This window comes from Leptospira brenneri (assembly GCF_002812125.1).
Lineage (GTDB): Bacteria > Spirochaetota > Leptospiria > Leptospirales > Leptospiraceae > Leptospira_A > Leptospira_A brenneri.
This window is the reverse complement of sequence record NZ_NPDQ01000003.1, coordinates 392,029-409,168: the sequence shown is the minus strand read 5'-3', so window position 1 is coordinate 409,168 and position 17,140 is coordinate 392,029. Positions and strand designations below refer to the sequence as shown.

Genomic DNA, 17,140 nt, shown 5'->3' with positions numbered 1-17,140 from the left:
GAAAAAGAACAATGAAAATCAAGTTTTGGGGTGTCCGCGGATCCATAGGTTCACCCATTCGGCCTGAAAACGTAAAACATAAAATAGAAAAAATCCTCTCTTTGGCTAGTCCCACTGACATTCAAAACGAACAAAGTATTCATAGTTTTCTCAATTCTTTAAGTTTCTCTTCTTCTTCGACTTACGGTGGTAATACGACATGCGTAGAAATTCGTGACAAGGAAGGGAATCTTATCATCATTGATGGGGGAACTGGACTGCGAGAACTCGGAAACCAGATCATGGGTTCTGAATTTGGAAAAGGTGCGGGTCACGCGTATTGGATTTTGACACATACACATTGGGATCATATCCAAGGGATTCCTTTTTTTGTTCCTCTGTTTTTACCGGGTAATCATTTTGAATTCATATCTTGTATGAATGATGCAGAACAAAGATTGGAACATCAATTTGTATTCACACATTTTCCTGTTTCCTTCGATCACTATGCAGCTAAAAAAACGTTTCAGTACTTAGAGGAAGGGGTAACCATTCCCTTAGGTCCGAATATCAACGCACTGAGTAAAGCCGTTCGTCATCCTGGTGGAAGTTTTTCTTATCGGTTTACGGAAGAAGGTAAAGCCATTATCTTTGCATCTGACGCAGAGTTCAATTTAGAAGAAATGGAAAATATTGATACCTATATTGATTATTTTCGAGACGCGGATGTTTTAGTTTTTGATACTCAGTATACTTTCGAAGAGTCTTTGCAAAAAATTGATTGGGGCCATAGTTCGGCTTCGATTGCAACAGACATTGCTCTTCGCGCCAAAGTAAAAAAGTTAGTAATGTTTCACCACGATCCTTCTTATGATGATGAAAAGTTAGATCTAGTGTATTTAAGAGCTCTCAAATATAAAGAGATGTTTGATCCCCACGGAAAATTAGAAATCATTATGGCTTATGAAGGTTTGGAAATAGAGGTTTAATATGGCAAAAAAAAGTTTTATCATTGGGATCGATGCAGGGACTACCGGGATCCGAACATTTTGTTTTAACGATAAAGGAAAAGTAATTTCATCTGCTTACCAAGAATTCAAACAATACTACCCGAAACCAGGTTGGGTAGAACATGATCCAGAAGAGATCTGGGTAAAAACTCAAAAACTCATTGGAGTCGCGATAAAAAATGGAAACCTAAATCCTAAAGATGCTGTTGCCATTGGAATCACAAACCAAAGGGAAACCTCCGTAGTTTGGGATAAAAAGACCGGCAAACCAGTTTACAACGCTATTGTTTGGCAGTGCAGAAGAACCTCTGATATTTGTAAGGATTTAAAAAAACAAAGTTTAGAATCGAACTTTCGAAATAAAACGGGACTTGTGTTGGATGCTTATTTTTCGGGAACGAAAATCCAATGGATCTTAGACAATGTGAAAGGTGCTCGTGCCAAAGCAGAAAAGGGTGACTTATTATTTGGAACCATCGACACCTGGTTGTTATACAAACTCACTGGACACAAAGAACATAAAACAGACCATACCAATGCATCTAGAACTCTTTTATTCAATATCCAAACGAAAGAATGGGATGAAGAACTTTGTGAAATTTTACGAGTTCCTATGTCTATGTTGCCTAAGGCTTTTAACTCTAGAAATTTATTTGGATTTACATCCAGTGTAAAATCTCTCCCCGATGGAATTCCGATTTCTTCACTCGTGGGAGACCAACAAGGTGCACTTTTTGGACAACTTTGTACAGAACCAGGAGAAGCTAAAAATACCTATGGAACAGGATGTTTTTTACTCTTCAATGTAGGTGATGAATTTAGAATTTCCAACCAAGGTTTAATCACCACACTCGCACTTGGTCCGGAAGGAAAAACGGTCTATTGTTTAGAAGGTTCAGTGTTTATCGGTGGTGCAGTGGTTCAGTTTCTCCGTGATAACTTGGAATTTTTTGAATACTCGAAAGATTCTGAAAAACTGGTTAAGGCAATCAAAACCAAAGATGATTTAGTTTTTGTTCCTGCTTTTGCGGGTCTTGGAGCTCCTCATTGGGACCAAGAAGCTCGCGGTGCCATCTTTGGACTCTCGCGTGATACAACACCGGCTCAAATCACAAGAGCCGCTCTCAAAGCTATTGCCTTACAATCTTATGAACTTGCCCATGCAATGGAAAAAGAAACAGGAAAACCTTTGAAATTTTTACGTGTGGATGGAGGGGCCACTTCCAATGCATGGCTAATGCAATTCCAGGCGGACATCCTCGGAACCAAAGTGATCCGGCCACAGAATGTCGACACAACGGTTCTCGGTGCAGCTTACCTTGCAGGACTCGAACGTGGATTTTTCAAATCGGTAGCGAGTCTTAGAAAGGAAGAAACCAAAACGACTCAATTTGTTCCTAAGATGAAAGAAGGCGAACGAAAAGAAGAAATTGATAAATGGAACTGGGCCATCGCTCGGGTGAAAACAGGAAACTAGAAATCAATTAGTAGATTTTGGATGTAGTCACTGTTAGTTGGGAATAGTTTTTATCTGATTTTTTAGTTTTTGTTTTTGGAAAGAAGAAATCCAGCGAGAACTAACCAAATCGGAAAACTAAGTCGGCAAAGAAGGAGTAATCCTGGCGAAATGAGCCAGGAGAAACTTGCAATGATTTGGAGTCCAAACGTTACGATTCCAACCACAAAAACCATTCCACCTTTCGTTTGTTTCCGAAAAGAAATACTGAACAAGAGAATGGCCAAGGCCATAACAAGAGAAATCATATGTTCTGTTCCGGTGATCAAACTTAAATAAACAATCATCGAATCTTTCGTTAGCGGATAAGAGTTAACCGGATATACCAGCCGACCGATCAGCAAATCCAAGAGAACAAACATCGGTATCACTAGAAGGAAAAATAAACCAGAGCTAAACAAAATAGTGGGCTGTGTCTCTTTTTTCCATGGATTTCCTAAAATATAAATGGAAGGCAGAAGCGCAAGAACTGCAAAGATTAAAACCTCATCTGCAATTTGGAGATATGTTTTCGATTCCAGAAGCCATTCGTGCAATTGGTTGGAATCGTTTGGCTGCGGCGGAACAAGGTAGCAGAAAACATAGTAACAAACAAATAATAAACTTGAAATATAAAATGAGAGTTGATTTCGATTTAGAAGTTGAAATGTTCTGTGGGCCATGTGTAATTCTTGCAAAAAAAACTGTTTCGTCCAGAATAAAAGCAAATCCTAAACACCAATTTTAGTAATCAAACCAAAGAAGAGAAAACTCAAAAGGTTTCCTTTCTTTGGTGATCCCTCCACCAACAAGAAAAATTCCAGTGGGATAATATGGAACTTCTAGGATTAAATCGGGAGGAAGTCTGTGAAATTCGGAGGTTTCGATTTCTTTACGAGACAAAAAGAAATCAAATCGTAAACTTTCGATCCAGTCATTGGTTTTGAAAAAGAGTGTGGTCGTTGTTCTCCCATAAAAACTAAGTAGACCACCATCGATAAAAAAATTAAATTTCTCTGTGTTCGTAAAAGGAATCTCTTCTTTTCGTTCTTCTTCCCCTGATTCTCGATAAGTAAAAATAGAACCTTCCGGGTAATAGATATTCCTTGCAAAACGTTTATAAAGTTCTGTTTCTATGATAGAAACCAAATCCTCACCTTCGGGTGGTTTCTGTATGGGCCCATCCAAAATTTGTTTCATTTTATTTTTAGAGATAGAAGAACGAACCACTTCTAATACGGGTTTGGAGAGACTGGGGAGAATGTATTTGATAAACCTCTCATCATGGTTTCTTAGGATTTCTTGCAAAAAAGATCCATGAATTAAAGGAATCATTTCTACGGTAAACATCTGTTCGTTTAAGAATTTCGCAAATTCTGGTTCATGACGAAAGAGATTGGAAACTATGGTTTCTTCTTCCTTGGGAGTTCCTGAAAAAAGAATCGATACCAAACGGAAAAGGTAGGTTTTACTTTTTGCATCGAAGTAGAGGGATTCAATTTTTTCCCTTACTAAATTTTCTGTGAGTTCTGGATGGATGATATCGCGAAGAGATAAATACTTTGCCGATTGGAATTTATCTCTTTTCCCTCGGAAAAGAAAAGAGGGTGAGGAAGTGATTCCACCGATAACAAAGTTTGGCTCTGGGAAACCTGGTTTGGGTTTTGTTTCCGATTCCATTCGTATCTTCCTGCTTCCCATGTAGGTTGGCGTTAGGACTGGTTTTGGCTCCAGACTTTGGCGATTGTATTGTAATTGGTAGAGAAACTGAGGAAAGAGAATGGGTTCCGTTGTGACAGACGGTAGTTCTGGGATTTTTTTTCTGGGGATGGGATAAAAGGGTTCTATAGATGTTTGGAACCTGGCGACTGAGTCGGTGTTTGCTAAAAAGAAATGGTAATTGTTTCCTTGTCGGTAAATCAAAGGGGTGGGGATTTTTTCAGTTTCTTCTGAATCCGGATTCGAAAGTGCTCCCAATTATAATCTGTTTTTAAAATTTCCAACTCATTTTCGACACCAAACCGCATGAAGTCATAAATCTCTTCATGCTCCATTCCCACAACAATGGATAAGTCTTGGATGACTCTCTGTAGTCTTCTTGCATCACGGTCGCTGAGTGCAAAGGTTTCTAATAGTTTTTTTTCGAATTCCGTCAGTTGGATCAAGGGAACCTAAAACGCAGCCACAAGGATGGTTTCAATTTCATTTTTGGGAAGTTCTCTTGGGAGACAATCAAGAAATGAGTAAGTTGCTGCCAGAGTGGCAATCCCAGGAAGATCGATTTTTTTCACTTCGTATTCCGACAACCTTTGGGGAATACGAAGTTCCAAATAGATTTTACGAATTCCTTCTACCGCTTTGATGGCAGCTTCAATGACGGATATATTGGTGACATCTTCATCCAGAGCTCTCGCAATCATCACGTATTTTCCTGCTGAGGATGTGAGGTTGTATTCCATCACGTGAGGGAGGAGAATCGACATACTTTGAAAGATATCTAAATTGGTAACTGTTGTTACTGCCAATGATAAAGCATAACAGAGTCCAAGGCTACTTGTGGATTGGGCAATTCCTGCGAGGAGACTTGCCGCATAAATGGAGTTTTTTGGTCCTAAGTTTCTTGGTTCACGAATTGCCGGTACAATGTTTTTGGAAATAAGTTCAATGGAACGCAGAGCAGTGGAAGAGGTAATTTCATTGGCATACTTAGAAAGGATACTATCCACGGCAGCAGATAAGATAGAGATTCCCGTTTTTGCAGTTTCAGAACTAGACATACCAGCCCCAATTTTGGGATCAGAAACAATGAGTTCCGGAAAGGCCCATTCATGTGCAAAATACTTTCTATTTTTATCTTTATCATCCACAATCGAAAAGAAAGGAGAACATTCATTGCCGAGTAGGGGTTTTGTAGGAACAACGATGAGAGGAAGGCCTTTTTTCTTAGGTTGTTTTTTCCCAATGAGTAGTTCTTCAGCAAAAAGATCGTTGGTTGCGAGTAGGGACGCCGCCTTACCTGCGTTCACTGATTCAAAGGAACCATAAGCCACAACACAATCTGCATTCGAAATTCTAAGAAAGTGAGCACAAGAATCTAAATCTTTAAAATGAACACGGTCAACGATGTCATCATAGATGATCACACCTTCAGCGTGTTTTTCAAGACTGGTTTTGATGATAGAAAGTTCTTCGGCGTTTTCTAATTCTTTTTGAGTGGTGATGAGAACCACCCTTGAGCCAATGTTTTTGACAAAAGAACCGAGTTTGTATCCACAATCGATTTCGAAGTGAATTTTTGGCGGAAATTGAAAATTGATCCATTCGGGGAGAACTGGCATACGATCCCCTAATTATGATTCGGCGGAGTTAGAGAAATCCTCGGAGAGGACAATAAAAAAGGATCCCTCACCTCCCGTCCTTTTTACTGTTGTCCGAGGAAAGTTGTCGCGATTTGGTCGGAAATTTTATCTAACATCTCTGCAGAGAGGTTATCATAATCACCGTTTTTCAATCGTTCTTTTACTGCTTTGATTTTCTCAGAGCGATCCTCTTCTGGAGGTGCTTGAACGATTTGTTTCGCAATTTGTTTTACTTCAGCTTGTAATTTTGCTTCTGAAGCGATTTTTTTCGCAGCATCAGAAATGGAAATTGTATCTACAGGAGCTTGCGCCTCTGTTTCTTTTGGGCTTTGTGTTTTTTTGGGTTCGTACCCATACCCACCAACTCGTCCTACTTTATCGACGTTCATATATTTAGTCCTCTTCCTACATCACATATCGGAGGAATCTGAATTTCCCTTAAGTGTTTTTTTTCTATGATTTAAGAGAAAAACAAACTCGCCTTTGGCGTTTGGCGGATTCTTTGCCAATTCCCTAGGATTTGCATAATAAAGTACCTCTTCAAAGGTCTTTGTCAACTCCCTTCCCACAAGAACTTCCGTATCAGGATAGAGTTCTTCAAGCATTGGGTAGAGTCTTGGGAGTTTGTGGACAGATTCATAAAAAACCACAAGTCCATCAATTTCAGAAGCTCTTTCTAATTCTCGGCGTTTTTTGCTCGGTTTTTCAGAGAGGAACCCCAAAAAATATGTGGGATTGACCTGAAAACCGGAAACAGAAAGTAAAGCGGTAAGGGCAGAGGCACCTGGCACGGGAACAATGGAAATTCCCTTTTCTCTTGCGGTTCGCACCATCTGGCTTCCTGGATCCGAAACTCCTGGGGTTCCAGCATCAGAAACCAAGGCCATCGATTTCCCGCTCATTAGTTGCTCTAGGACATTCGCATACGGAGATTCCGAACTATCTTTGTAAAGGGCAAGGACAGGGGTCGAGATTTCCAACTTGGAAAAAAGGGATCTGGTTTCTTTGGCAGATTCACAAAGGACAAGATCCACCGTTTTAAAAATCTCTAGAGCACGAAGGGTAATGTCCCCCAGATTTCCGATCGGGGTCGCCACAACATAAAGAGAGCCTGGTTCCTGTTTACGGGCCAACGTATTGGCATCCTGGGGGAGATTGTCCCGCTGGGCAAGCGCAGCCAAGATCATTATTCCCTTTGGTACAAGGGTTACAAGCAGTTCCTAGTGCACAAGAACTCGGGGTTCCACAAGCCGCATTGGCACAAAAAGCAGTGTTGCAACCAGTGCCCACTGCACAGAGAGTTTGGATGTCATTTACCTTATTCGGAATGGCGCAAGTACTGGAAGTGGTGGATGGGTTGGAAATGAGTCCCCCCGTGAGCATCGACCTCAAAGTAAAGTTATAGATTTGGCATTTTTGAAAGAATTCAGCTCCTGGCGGTGGAACGGCAAAGCGGATTCGTTTGGTTACGATTTTTGATGATTCTGTGGAAGCCTCATAGGGAAGGTGGGGAAAGCTCGGTTGAACCCCGTCCTCCAACCATTCTCCCTGGACGGTTTGGATGATTCCAGGGAAGGCAGTGGTTACATAGAGGTTATAACCCAAAAATTGAGGTTCTCTGTTGGTCACATAATAGCGCAGGATGTATTCTGGCCTTGGATCCAGATTATAATTGAATACATCTGTTTGGAAGTCATTGGTAATATTACTATTTACGGCTACGACGGAAAGGATTTGTGGGACACTGGGCGGAACCAGGAAAACAAAAGGGGCTACGGGTGTATCGGTATTAATTCCACACCCAAAAAAAGAGAGAAAAGATATGCAGAAAAAGTAAAGTGGATGTAAAGAAGGAAAACGCATTCTGTTTCTAGTTTCCCTTCCAAGTTTTCAGGAATTCAATCTATGGGAATCCAAAAAAAATTACTCTTTGTCTCCATTTCTCTGATTGGGCTCTTTTTTCTCATCCTACTCGTAATGGGTGGAGAGGATGAAGAAGAGGCTCGCCGTAAAAAAGAAAGAAGTTCACAGGCCCTTGCCTTATTTGGGGGAGGATCTAACAATCCCAAAGGAACCAACCGTTTGGGGGTTCGCGGGGAAGATTCTGGTTCGATCTTCGATTCTGACTATTATAATGCAGGTGGAATGCGTTATGAGGAAGATAGTAACCTTGCTAGTTCAGAAGCCGGTGAAGTTCCGATCAATCCACAAACAGGAAAACCTTATCCCCCAGAAGCCATGCAGGCCTTTGAGGAACTTAGGGAACAGTTTCCCGATAACGACTTGATTCCGAAGCGACTCACACCCGAGGACAAACAAAAGCAGTCTGAGTTTAACCAAAAGTTAACAAGAGCCACAAACTCTGTGTTTGGTGGGACTCCGAATGCAACGGACATTACTTTGTATTACAATCATGTTCGAAAACAAGGAAAAGATCGTTTGGAAATTATCAACTACCTCATTGAATCTCAAGGGGGAGACGATCCAGAGATGGATAAAAAGTTCCAAGAGATTTTGAAAAGTATTCAATTTCAAAACGAACAGGTGGAAAAGGAAGCGACGAATGCCTACCAAAAGGCGGGGATTTCTTCTCCCTAATTTAAGTTTCGCTTGATAGGATGGGGTAACGGTAACTGGATTTTGGATCCAGGCCGTACTCATCCAGATGGAAGGAGGGAGGAAGCCTCTCTCGTTTCCATTGCGAAGTCATAAAAAGTTTTTTAAATTTCCTTATGTATTCGGAAAGTTTTTCTGTTCCTTCCCAAGGGAATTCTTGTTTCAAACCTTCTAGACAATCGGATTCTCCTTTTGCCAAAAATACCAGTTTTCTTTCGATGGACTGTAAGATGGGGTAGGGCATTAAATCCTTTTCATCTTCTTGGTGTTCTGATAAAGGTTTTAGTTCTGCTGTTGGTTTTGTGTTTCGTAAAATGCGAATTGATTCTTTTGGAGAAAGGAAACGATTGTTTTCTTTTTGGATATCATCTAAAAAGTCGAGTAAGAATTCTTTACTAACTCCTGCTAGTGGAGCAAGTGAACCCGATGAATCTCCATCCATCGTTGTATAACCAACAGCAGCTTCACTTCTATTTCCTGTGGATAAAAGTAGATGTCCATTTAAATTGGCAAGTAACCAAACCAAAGGGGAACGAACTCTTGCTTGGATATTTTGTAAGGGCAAATCATGTTCTTTCCAGTTTAGTTTTTTTTCAAGAACGGATTCTATGAGTTTTATGGATGTGTCCACAGCCTGGTCAATGGTGATGGAATGAAACGCACAACCCAGTTCTTCACTTAATTGTTTGGCAATCTCTTCTGTGAGACTCGAGTTGTTTTCTGTTTTTTGGTAGATGGTTACAAGTAAGTTGTCTTCATCAATCCCAAGTGAGGAAAATATAGAATCCCCATTTTCATATTTGGAAATTTCTTTCATGGTATGCACAAGGAGGGCACAGGTGGCGCTGTCTGCTCCTCCCGAAAGAGAAAGAGTAAATCCCTTTGTTTTTGATTTTCGTAAATAGTCATAAAGACCAAGAGAAACGGCCTTAGTGAATTCTTCAAAGGGACTAAAAACAATCGAACTTAGGTCTTCTTCTTTTGTTGCCTCGCTTCTTTTGTCGAGAATGGAAAAACCATGAGAATTTGTCTCATTTCTAAAAGAATCCAATTGGATTCTGGGAATTTCTGTGGATTGCGATTTTGGTTTTGAATCCCGAAAGGACCTGGCTTTGGCAGCCCGAATTTCCAAGGGATCAAAATCAAAAGAGGTTACTTGGAAGGGGGAAAAGGAAAGTCTTGGTCCTTCTTTTTTTATGTTTCCAAGAGAGGCAAAGATTGCCCCTCCTTCAAAGATAATCCGACCGGATTCATTTCCAACCAGATTGGTGAACACTTGTAAATTACACTGGTTTCTACTGGATTCGGCAAAAATTTGCTTTCGAATGGTCTGTTTACCTATGGCAAAATGAGAAGCCCCTGGAGAGAACAAAACATCGATCCCTTGTAAACTGTAAAAGGAGGCTGGTTTTTGGACCGACCAACTATCTTCGCAAATCTCCACTGCAAAATTCCAAGGGCCTCTTTGAAAGATAAAATGCCCGAAGGGAACTTCATCTCCAGCAAACGGAATGGTTCTATTTAAAAATTCTGATTCCGAATGAAACCATCTCCGTTCATAATGTACGCCAGTGTTTGCTAAGTTTAATTTGGGAACAAGTGCGACAACTCTACCACCATAGAGCACCGCCATACAGTTATATAAAAAAGAACCAACAAAGACGGGAAGACCAACAATAATGATTTGGTTTTTAGAAAAGGTTTTGAGTTCTCGAATCATTTCTTCCGAACGAGTCCAAACATCTGGTTTGTAAAAAGCATCTTCGCATCCATAACCCGAAATACAAAGTTCCGGAAAAAGAATACAATCTGCCTCTTTTGTTTCTCTACTCTCGATTGCTTTTGTGATGGATTCATAATTCCCCAAAAAATCGAGGGGAGTGGTATTTAGCGTAACTGCTGCAATTTTAATTTTGGGCATCGGAGAAAACTCGGTTATAAATCTTATCCGATGCACCTCTATTTTCTACAACAAAGTTTCGATTCCCTTTTCCCATCTTTTCTCTTAAAGAGTTGTCCTTTACAAGTAGGGCAAATTTTTCTACAAATTGGTCTTCTGTTTCTGTTTTGAAAAGTCCACCTAATTCTTGCATAACGATTGCTTCTGGTGCATTTGCGATTTTGGGACCGGTGATGACAGCAAGACCAAGGGCAGCGGGTTCAATGGTATTATGCACTCGATGCAGCCAAGCGCCTCCAACATAGGCAAAACTTCCATACTGGTATGCAAAAGCTAAAATTCCCATCAGGTCAAAAAGAATGAATTTCGGTAGGGGTTTGCCTGGAGTCAGTTTGGAAAAAACGGCGACGCTACCATATCTTTCTAATTTTGGAATCCATTCTAAGAGCCGATTTTCTTCCCATTTATGAGGAAAAATCCAATAATACGCCTCATCAGAATGTCCTTTCAAATAAGCAGAAAATCGTTCTTCACAGATTCCATAAGTGGAACCAAGAATCACCGGTTTATTTTTAGAAAGAAAATCTTTTTGTTCAGAGACAAATTTCGTAAAATTGGGGTTTGGGGATTTGGATTCCAATTTTCCTAAAACGGATTCGAATCTTGTGTCACCTAATACAGAAAAGTCGGTATTTGTGGAAACCAAACCTTCAAATTCTTTGGCCATAAGTTTATGACTGGGATAAATTCCTGTTAGGTATTGGAAGGAAGCTTTTGTCAAAGAACGTACAAATGGGTTTTTTCGCGAAGACTGGGAAGACAAACTGGCACAGGCAAGATACGACTTTGTTCCCATTTGTGATGTTTTTCTTAAAAGATTTGGCCAAGTATCCCAAGCCATAATGAATAAAACCTTCGGTTGAAAATGAGAAAAAATTTTGTCATAGGCATGGGCACGATCTAAAGGGAGATAAAAATAAACATCGGCGAGTGGATCAGTAAAGGAAGTTTCTTTTACGGAAGAGGAAAAAACAGATTGGATGATAAAAACATTTTTGTTTTTTTTACGAATGGTTTCCGTCAGGGCTTTGGCTTGGTCAAGCTCTCCGACACTGGCCGCATGTAGCCAGATCACAAATTTACCCTCAGCAGATTTTGAAAATATTTGGTTTAGAATCCGTTTTCTTTTTTGTAATTCTTCTCGAACCAGTTTTAGAAAGAACGAAAGAAACTTTAAGATAAAATCAATACAGGAAACAAGGATGTCGTAAAAAAAATATACCATTTAGCGTTTGTTACCCCAAGTGTCGTTCACTTCCGAACCAGGGTAGATGAAAGTTCTTTTATCAATGACAAAACTCAAATTGTCAAAGTATAAATGAAACTCTCCTTTCTTTTGTGAAGCCAGACTTTTCAAACGGAAAGAAGCAAAAGAAATAGGGAAGGACATGGATTGGATGAGTCTTGTGTTTTCCTTGGGAAGGTTGATTTTAAATTCAATCCTTCTCCAGCCCACAAAGTTGAGAGTGCCTAAATCAAAATACAAATCTTTGGATTTTTTTTGAGAAAGCCCCATACTTAAATTGATGTGGTGGCCTTCTGAATACACCCAAAGGATTCCCTGGATGGGCATTCCTAGAGGCAATCCAATTGGTTCTTTGGGTCTGATTTCCCAATGGTCGAGCCTTGGATTTTCTACATAACTTTGCAAAAGGAAACTCGTTTGGTTTTGGAGGTTGGGATAACCTGATTCTTTTAGGATTTTTGCCTCTTGGAAAAAGGCTTCTGATTTGGGAACTGACGCTGCAAATTGTGTGACTGCTAAAAACGAATCCACACGGTAAAAATCCCAAGGCCTTTCTCCTTCAAAGTCTTCCACAAGAAAGAGAAGGTAACTTGTATCGATCTCAAGTGCTGATTTTAGGATCTGCACTCGACCCGCTTCATCTGGATCATGTGGTCTCGGAAGAGACAAAAGACTGGAAATTGTGAGTAGGAAACCCAAACAGAATGTAAATTTTTTTGTAATTTTCATGATTTCTCACTTTGCGAAAACCCAAAAACGTGTACTCTATTTCTATCAAAGGAAAGGAATCCGCACGTCATGGGCCGCCGCGACAATTTGAAAATACTCACAACTGCCATTCTAGTGGTCCTACTTCTTTCATCGTTCATTTTTGCATTTATCTATAGAAACGAAATCTACCAAAAACTCCAAACCATCGGAAAAAACAAAGAAGTGGAGATGGTGGACCGGGAGATCGAAAGAGAAAATACGGGGATCCCGGCACCTAAAGAAGAATTCTCGAGGAACCAGTCCCAAGATTCCATCTCAGACGGATCCAAACTTCCGGAACTACCAAGTTTAGAGGATATGGAACCGGATGCGGAAAGACCACGTTCTGTATCAGTGGCAGCTTCCACCAAGTCCAAAGAAAAAACAGAACCAGCGACTCGGTTACAAGAAAAATTAGACCAAGTGGAAGAATCTTTATCTCCTAAAGAAGAAACCAAAAAAAATAAAAAGGTCTCAAAAAAAGAGGATTCAGCCTCTGAAGTAAAAGAATCTGTTACTTCCACCAAACAACCCAAAGTTGATGTAGAAGATTTTGAAAAGGTCACAAAAAAACAAGATTCAAAAGTTTCGAAACCTTCCAAAACTTATGTAAGCCGTAGTAAAAAATCAAACTCTGTTTCTTCTAAAAAACAGAAAACTAAATCTAAAGAATCTTCTTATTCGCAAAAAACGAAAAAGAATCAATATGAGGAAACAGGTTCCTCTTCTTTGGAAGTACGGATGCGAACTGTGGAACAAAAACTTTCTACTCAAAACGATCGAAACGAAAAACGCTTTGTGGAAATCGAACGTCGGATTGAGTCTTTAGAAAAAGCACTAGCTAAGTAATCGTGTCCGATTACGGTTCTTCGTATCTCTCGATTCAGAAATCTTTAAAAGATTTGTTTCCAGAGAGATCCCCCGTCCTCATCGCCGTTTCCAAAACCAAACCCTATGAAGTGGTGCGAGAGGCTTATTTACAAGGGATTCGCGAGTTCGGTGAAAACTATATCCCGGAAGCCATAACAAAATTCACTCAACTCAGAGAAGAGTTTCCTGAAGCAGTCACTTCTGTGAAATTACACCATATTGGTCCTGTACAATCCGGAACCTTACGTAAGTTATTTGGTATTTTCTCTCATACACATGGTGTGGGGAGTCTCTCTTCCTTAAAGGAACTTCTGAAACGTGCCGAAAAAGAAAAAACACTGATTCGTTATTTTATACAAACAAACCTTACGGGAGAAGATACCAAACATGGACTAAGTCTAAGTCATCTTCTTTCGCTGAAAGATTCCCTAACCAGTTATCAAAATGAATTTTGTATCTGGGAAGGGTTTATGGGAATGGGACCTTCGAGTGGTGATCTCAGCGAAACTAGGGAAGTGTTTTCCCAGTTAGCAGATTTTAGAAACAGTCAGTTTCCGGATAAAAAATTATCTATGGGAATGAGTGGCGATTATGAAATTGCCTGTGAATTAGGATCAGACTATTTAAGGGTTGGGTCGAAGATTTTTGGAGAGAGGGATTATGGAAAAGAATCCATTTGAAGCAGTTGGGATCGTGGGCCTTGGAAAAATGGGAGCAGCCATTGGTTCTGCCCTTGTCAAAAAAGGAACCAAGGTGTATGGGTTTGATCCCAACTTAAAGGAATCTCCCGTTTCTGGTGTCACTCTCGTGGGAACATTGGAAGGGGTTCGGAAAGAAGCGGAAGTGATTGTCATCGCAGTAAAACCGAATCTTGTGGAACCGGTCTTAAAAGAGTTTTCAAAATCCGCGACCTTTGTTTCCATCGCGGCCGGGGTTTCCTTTTCGAAACTTTCGGAAGCAGCCCCAAAGGGTTCTCAGGTGGTGCGGGTGATGCCCAACCTTCCTCTCGTTTCGGAAAGAGGGGCTCTCGCTTATTTCAGTGAAGATGATGTTGTATCTGACGTAGAACGTCTGTTTGCTGGGATGGGCAAAAGCATTCGGGTGGTAAAAGAGTCTTTGATGGATGCAGTCACTGGACTTTCAGGTTCAGGACCTGCTTATGTACTTACCTTTTTACAAGCCATGACAGAGGGGGGACTCCAAGAGGGTCTCAGTTATGAGGAATCTTTAGCTTTGGCTATGGAAACGATTGAAGGAACTCTTGTGTATTTTCGCAGTTTGCGTAGTGGCGATGCGAGCCTTCACCCCATGGAAGTGAGAAACTGGGTGACTTCTCCTGGAGGAACTACGATCCATGGACTCGATGCTTTAGAAAGAGGGGGATTCTCAACCGCCGTAAGAGATGCAATCAAACGAGCGACGGAGAGAAGTAAGGAATTAGGGAAAGGATGATAACGGTTGCGCGGACAGGATTCGAACCTGTGGCCTTTGGGTTATGAGCCCAACGAGCTACCAGCTGCTCCACCGCGCGGTATAAGACCATTATTTTAAAGATTCTTAAATTGTCAACGTAATTGATATGAAAACTTTTCTATTTTTAACTAAATATAAATTTATCGGTTTCCGCCAAAATCTTACTTTACAGTAGTCAAAAAAGACGAATGATTCCTATCTTATACAGAATTCTGGCGGTGCGTTTTGTCTTTTAAAGAAAACACTGATATCGTTTTTGAGCATTACGAAAAAAAAATCTACGACCAAAAGCAATTATTGGAAATTTCCCGTGCCCTAAATTCCACGTTAGATTATAAATACTTAATTGATGCTATTCTTAACATTTGTTTGGCGCAGTTGCAAACTCTCCACGCAGCTATGTACTTAGAACCAGAAATTGATTTGGGTCTTTTTAAGTTAGAACCCCAGTCGATCAAGGGTTTTGAGTTAAGTTCGGAAGAGCAAAACTACGAAGTAAAGATCGATAGTCCTCTCATCCATTATTTTGAAGAAAAACCAAAAGCCATTACGATGGATCAAATCCTACTTATGGATTCCTTGAAGTCCATTCCTGACATTACCTACCTACGAAAGATGGGAGCCGAGATTCTTGTTCCTTTGAACGCCAAAGGAAAAGTCAACGGCCTTCTGGTTCTTGGGGACAAGATGACTTCCGAAGAGTTTTCGGAAGATGAAAAAGAATTTATGACCACCCTTGCCAATCTCGCAGGGATCGCTGTGGACAATGCTCGTTTGTATGAACTGGCCACTGTGGACATGATGACGGGTTTAAAAATCCATCATTACTTTCAAACCAAACTCAAAGAAGAAATGGATCGTTGTCGAAAAAAAGGAACGAAACTTTGTTTGCTTTTTACGGACGTGGATCATTTTAAAAATTTTAACGATACTTACGGTCACCAAGCCGGAGACGTGGTCCTGATTGAGGTCGCAAAACAGTTGATTAATGCAGCCCAAAGGCATCATATCCCAGCCCGTTACGGCGGGGAAGAGTTCTGTCTTGTGATGCCGGCAGCCACTGAAGAAGAGGCGATGCTGAAGGGAGAGGAAATCAGGAAAGCTGTAGAGTCTATGGTCGTTAAAAATCCAAATGATGGAACAGACCTAAAAGTTACCTTATCAGTGGGAGTTTCTAGTTTTCGTATCACGGACAGAAGTAATAAAGATTTGATCGAAAGGGCTGATAAGGCACTCTACCAGGCCAAACATTCTGGTAGAAATCGCACAATTTGTTATAAAGATTAGGAAATTTGCCGATGGGTAGAGTATGGCAGAGCCGGCATACCTACTCAACGATCTTTCTCCATCGGTTCCTTCCGATGTGTATGAATCCATTCGCAATCGGGCCTTGGGTCTTTCTTCGTTTGATTTTCAACCATACTCTTGTTTTATTGAATACAAGACCAAAGATGAAAACACGGGGATTGAATATCGAGATTGTATTGTAGATTACACTAGATGTCAAAACTCCCGCTGTATCAAAAAGTTAGTTTAATCCTTTCTATTCTGTTTTTAGGGGCCTGTATTCCTGGTCCCATTCGCTCTCACCAAACACCTGTTTTATATCAGTTCCCCACAACCAAAATATTACCTCCACACATTCGTATTTCTGTTGTGGATATGGGAACTCATCTTTTACTCTCTGGAATTGAAGGTAAAGGTCAGACGTATTCATTTTTATGGGATACTGGTTCTGATCTCAGTTTTTATGAATCTGCTTCCTCGGAACTAGAAACCGAATTCAATTTGGGTGGTCATCGTTTTACCTTAAAAAATAAAAAAGGAATTCTACCGGAATCCTTATCCGGTCTTCTCGGTCTTGATTTCTTTTCGGGAACTTGTATCTTTTGGTTTGGAGAAGAACTGAAACGTTTTCCGGGAGATTCTCCTTTCTGCGAACACCCCGATGCCTATCTCTCCACCGATCTAAAAATCCTGAATACCAAAAGAAAGATGGATCATTATTATGCGGAATTTGAATACCCTGAAGGACATTCTTCCTTTGGTCTTTTGGATAGTGGTTCTTCCTTGAATCTTCTTCCCAAAGGGCCAAGGGACCTCTTCCTGGGTGAAAAAAAGGTATTTCTTGCGGGCAATAAGATCCAAACGGCAGAGCACCGAAAAGCAGATTCTCCCTTGTATTTGATCGCTAAGTCAGGAATCCGAGAAGAATACAAACAAGTCCAGTTTCTCACAGGAATTTCACTTGAGAATTTCCTTTTACCAGGGGACAAGGATAGGGAAGAGGTTTGGGTGATCGGTCTTGACATCCTCCGGACTCGTCCCTTGTTCTGGGACTTTTCTCGGGGTCGTGTGGGAATTGTTCACGCAGGTAACTAA

At 40.6% G+C, this 17,140-nt stretch carries 20 protein-coding genes and 1 tRNA gene; 10 read left to right on the top strand and 11 right to left on the bottom strand.

What is annotated here, in order from left to right; all coding sequences use genetic code 11:
- Positions 1-11 precede the first annotated feature (11 nt).
- Positions 12-968 carry an MBL fold metallo-hydrolase gene (locus tag CH361_RS08570; protein ID WP_100790393.1) on the top strand — a complete coding sequence of 319 codons (957 nt, stop codon included), beginning with the start codon at positions 12-14 and terminating at the stop codon, positions 966-968.
- A gap of 1 nt (position 969) precedes the next feature.
- Complete coding sequence (gene glpK / locus CH361_RS08565) at positions 970-2,466, top strand: glycerol kinase GlpK (protein WP_100790392.1); 1,497 nt, start codon at positions 970-972, stop codon at positions 2,464-2,466.
- A gap of 62 nt (positions 2,467-2,528) precedes the next feature.
- On the opposite strand, the gene CH361_RS19830 is transcribed toward glpK, so the two are convergent.
- Positions 2,529-2,792 carry a hypothetical protein gene (locus tag CH361_RS19830; protein WP_244279717.1) on the bottom strand — a complete coding sequence of 88 codons (264 nt, stop codon included), beginning with the start codon at positions 2,790-2,792 and terminating at the stop codon, positions 2,529-2,531.
- Positions 2,793-2,932: 140 nt separating this feature from the next.
- On the opposite strand from CH361_RS19830, the gene CH361_RS19825 reads away from it, so the two are divergent.
- Positions 2,933-3,232 carry a hypothetical protein gene (locus tag CH361_RS19825; RefSeq protein ID WP_244279715.1) on the top strand — a complete coding sequence of 100 codons (300 nt, stop codon included), beginning with the start codon at positions 2,933-2,935 and terminating at the stop codon, positions 3,230-3,232.
- On the opposite strand, the gene CH361_RS08555 is transcribed toward CH361_RS19825, so the two are convergent.
- The 6 genes from CH361_RS08555 to CH361_RS08530 all read right to left on the bottom strand — a co-directional run bounded on the left by CH361_RS08555 (position 3,229) and on the right by CH361_RS08530 (position 7,706).
- A complete protein-coding gene (locus CH361_RS08555) occupies positions 3,229-4,164 on the bottom strand; it encodes a FliG C-terminal domain-containing protein (RefSeq protein ID WP_244279713.1) in 936 nt (311 codons plus the stop codon). The two genes, CH361_RS19825 and CH361_RS08555, sit on opposite strands and share 4 nt — an antisense overlap.
- 239 nt (positions 4,165-4,403) lie before the next feature.
- Positions 4,404-4,649: a hypothetical protein gene (locus tag CH361_RS08550; protein ID WP_100790389.1), complete on the bottom strand. Its 246-nt coding sequence runs from the start codon at positions 4,647-4,649 to the stop codon at positions 4,404-4,406.
- Between the two features lie 6 nt (positions 4,650-4,655).
- Complete coding sequence (locus CH361_RS08545) at positions 4,656-5,822, bottom strand: iron-containing alcohol dehydrogenase (protein ID WP_004789281.1); 1,167 nt, start codon at positions 5,820-5,822, stop codon at positions 4,656-4,658.
- Positions 5,823-5,905: 83 nt separating this feature from the next.
- On the bottom strand, positions 5,906-6,232 hold the full coding sequence (locus tag CH361_RS08540; RefSeq protein ID WP_100790388.1) for a flagellar biosynthesis anti-sigma factor FlgM: 327 nt from the start codon (positions 6,230-6,232) through the stop codon (positions 5,906-5,908).
- 21 nt (positions 6,233-6,253) lie between these two features.
- Positions 6,254-6,976 (bottom strand): 16S rRNA (cytidine(1402)-2'-O)-methyltransferase, encoded by a 723-nt coding sequence (gene rsmI / locus CH361_RS08535; protein WP_100790387.1) that lies wholly within the window; start codon positions 6,974-6,976, stop codon positions 6,254-6,256.
- Positions 6,966-7,706, bottom strand: coding sequence for an LIC11073 family putative lipoprotein (locus CH361_RS08530; protein ID WP_100790386.1), 741 nt, complete (start codon positions 7,704-7,706; stop codon positions 6,966-6,968). Before CH361_RS08530 ends, rsmI begins: the two co-directional genes overlap by 11 nt.
- 42 nt (positions 7,707-7,748) lie before the next feature.
- Between CH361_RS08530 and CH361_RS08525 the strand changes: the two genes are divergently transcribed.
- Positions 7,749-8,441: an LIC_20245 family lipoprotein gene (locus tag CH361_RS08525; protein WP_100790385.1), complete on the top strand. Its 693-nt coding sequence runs from the start codon at positions 7,749-7,751 to the stop codon at positions 8,439-8,441.
- A 1-nt stretch (position 8,442) separates the two neighbouring features.
- Here the strand turns inward: CH361_RS08525 and nadE are convergent, their stop codons facing one another.
- From nadE to CH361_RS08510, 3 genes are read right to left on the bottom strand one after another with little or no spacing between them, the layout of a single operon-like run.
- On the bottom strand, positions 8,443-10,380 hold the full coding sequence (gene nadE / locus CH361_RS08520) for an NAD(+) synthase (protein ID WP_100790384.1): 1,938 nt from the start codon (positions 10,378-10,380) through the stop codon (positions 8,443-8,445).
- Positions 10,367-11,644, bottom strand: coding sequence for a 3-deoxy-D-manno-octulosonic acid transferase (locus tag CH361_RS08515; protein ID WP_100790383.1), 1,278 nt, complete (start codon positions 11,642-11,644; stop codon positions 10,367-10,369). The genes nadE and CH361_RS08515 overlap by 14 nt, the downstream gene beginning before the upstream one ends.
- Positions 11,645-12,394 carry a flagellar filament outer layer protein FlaA gene (locus CH361_RS08510; RefSeq protein ID WP_100790382.1) on the bottom strand — a complete coding sequence of 250 codons (750 nt, stop codon included), beginning with the start codon at positions 12,392-12,394 and terminating at the stop codon, positions 11,645-11,647.
- 69 nt (positions 12,395-12,463) lie between these two features.
- Here CH361_RS08510 and CH361_RS08505 point away from each other — a divergent pair, with 69 nt between their 5' ends.
- Genes CH361_RS08505 through proC form a run of 3 tightly spaced genes read left to right on the top strand, consistent with a single transcriptional unit; the run spans position 12,464 to position 14,737 of the window.
- Complete coding sequence (locus CH361_RS08505; protein WP_100790381.1) at positions 12,464-13,264, top strand: hypothetical protein; 801 nt, start codon at positions 12,464-12,466, stop codon at positions 13,262-13,264.
- A 2-nt stretch (positions 13,265-13,266) separates the two neighbouring features.
- Positions 13,267-13,965: a YggS family pyridoxal phosphate-dependent enzyme gene (locus CH361_RS08500; protein ID WP_100790380.1), complete on the top strand. Its 699-nt coding sequence runs from the start codon at positions 13,267-13,269 to the stop codon at positions 13,963-13,965.
- Entirely contained in the window at positions 13,946-14,737 is a 792-nt protein-coding gene (gene proC, locus CH361_RS08495) for a pyrroline-5-carboxylate reductase (protein WP_100790379.1), read from the top strand. The genes CH361_RS08500 and proC overlap by 20 nt, the downstream gene beginning before the upstream one ends.
- 6 nt (positions 14,738-14,743) lie before the next feature.
- Here the strand turns inward: proC and CH361_RS08490 are convergent.
- Positions 14,744-14,816: transfer RNA gene (locus CH361_RS08490), tRNA-Met, on the bottom strand.
- A 167-nt stretch (positions 14,817-14,983) separates the two neighbouring features.
- Between CH361_RS08490 and CH361_RS08485 the strand changes: the two genes are divergently transcribed.
- The 3 genes from CH361_RS08485 to CH361_RS08475 are packed head-to-tail and all read left to right on the top strand — an operon-like array spanning position 14,984 to position 17,140.
- The gene (locus tag CH361_RS08485) at positions 14,984-16,045 is read left to right on the top strand and encodes a sensor domain-containing diguanylate cyclase (protein WP_100790378.1); all 1,062 of its coding nucleotides are present in this window, start codon (positions 14,984-14,986) and stop codon (positions 16,043-16,045) included.
- Between the two features lie 22 nt (positions 16,046-16,067).
- Positions 16,068-16,295, top strand: coding sequence for a hypothetical protein (locus tag CH361_RS08480; RefSeq protein WP_100790377.1), 228 nt, complete (start codon positions 16,068-16,070; stop codon positions 16,293-16,295).
- Positions 16,259-17,140: a hypothetical protein gene (locus CH361_RS08475; RefSeq protein ID WP_100790376.1), complete on the top strand. Its 882-nt coding sequence runs from the start codon at positions 16,259-16,261 to the stop codon at positions 17,138-17,140. Before CH361_RS08480 ends, CH361_RS08475 begins: the two co-directional genes overlap by 37 nt.

Bases quoted from the DNA above. Each gene is read 5' to 3' on its own strand.
- CH361_RS08570 (WP_100790393.1), top strand. From the start codon at position 12: ATGAAAATCAAGTTTTGGGGTGTCCGCGGATCCATAGGTTCACCCATT.
- glpK (WP_100790392.1), top strand. From the start codon at position 970: ATGGCAAAAAAAAGTTTTATCATTGGGATCGATGCAGGGACTACCGGG.
- CH361_RS19830 (WP_244279717.1), bottom strand. From the start codon at position 2,792: ATGATTGTTTATTTAAGTTTGATCACCGGAACAGAACATATGATTTCT.
- CH361_RS19825 (WP_244279715.1), top strand. From the start codon at position 2,933: ATGGATTTCCTAAAATATAAATGGAAGGCAGAAGCGCAAGAACTGCAA.
- CH361_RS08555 (WP_244279713.1), bottom strand. From the start codon at position 4,164: ATGGAATCGGAAACAAAACCCAAACCAGGTTTCCCAGAGCCAAACTTT.
- CH361_RS08545 (WP_004789281.1), bottom strand. From the start codon at position 5,822: ATGCCAGTTCTCCCCGAATGGATCAATTTTCAATTTCCGCCAAAAATT.
- CH361_RS08540 (WP_100790388.1), bottom strand. From the start codon at position 6,232: ATGAACGTCGATAAAGTAGGACGAGTTGGTGGGTATGGGTACGAACCC.
- CH361_RS08530 (WP_100790386.1), bottom strand. From the start codon at position 7,706: ATGCGTTTTCCTTCTTTACATCCACTTTACTTTTTCTGCATATCTTTT.
- CH361_RS08525 (WP_100790385.1), top strand. From the start codon at position 7,749: ATGGGAATCCAAAAAAAATTACTCTTTGTCTCCATTTCTCTGATTGGG.
- nadE (WP_100790384.1), bottom strand. From the start codon at position 10,380: ATGCCCAAAATTAAAATTGCAGCAGTTACGCTAAATACCACTCCCCTC.
- CH361_RS08515 (WP_100790383.1), bottom strand. From the start codon at position 11,644: ATGGTATATTTTTTTTACGACATCCTTGTTTCCTGTATTGATTTTATC.
- CH361_RS08510 (WP_100790382.1), bottom strand. From the start codon at position 12,394: ATGAAAATTACAAAAAAATTTACATTCTGTTTGGGTTTCCTACTCACA.
- CH361_RS08505 (WP_100790381.1), top strand. From the start codon at position 12,464: ATGGGCCGCCGCGACAATTTGAAAATACTCACAACTGCCATTCTAGTG.
- proC (WP_100790379.1), top strand. From the start codon at position 13,946: ATGGAAAAGAATCCATTTGAAGCAGTTGGGATCGTGGGCCTTGGAAAA.
- CH361_RS08480 (WP_100790377.1), top strand. From the start codon at position 16,068: ATGGCAGAGCCGGCATACCTACTCAACGATCTTTCTCCATCGGTTCCT.
- CH361_RS08475 (WP_100790376.1), top strand. From the start codon at position 16,259: ATGTCAAAACTCCCGCTGTATCAAAAAGTTAGTTTAATCCTTTCTATT.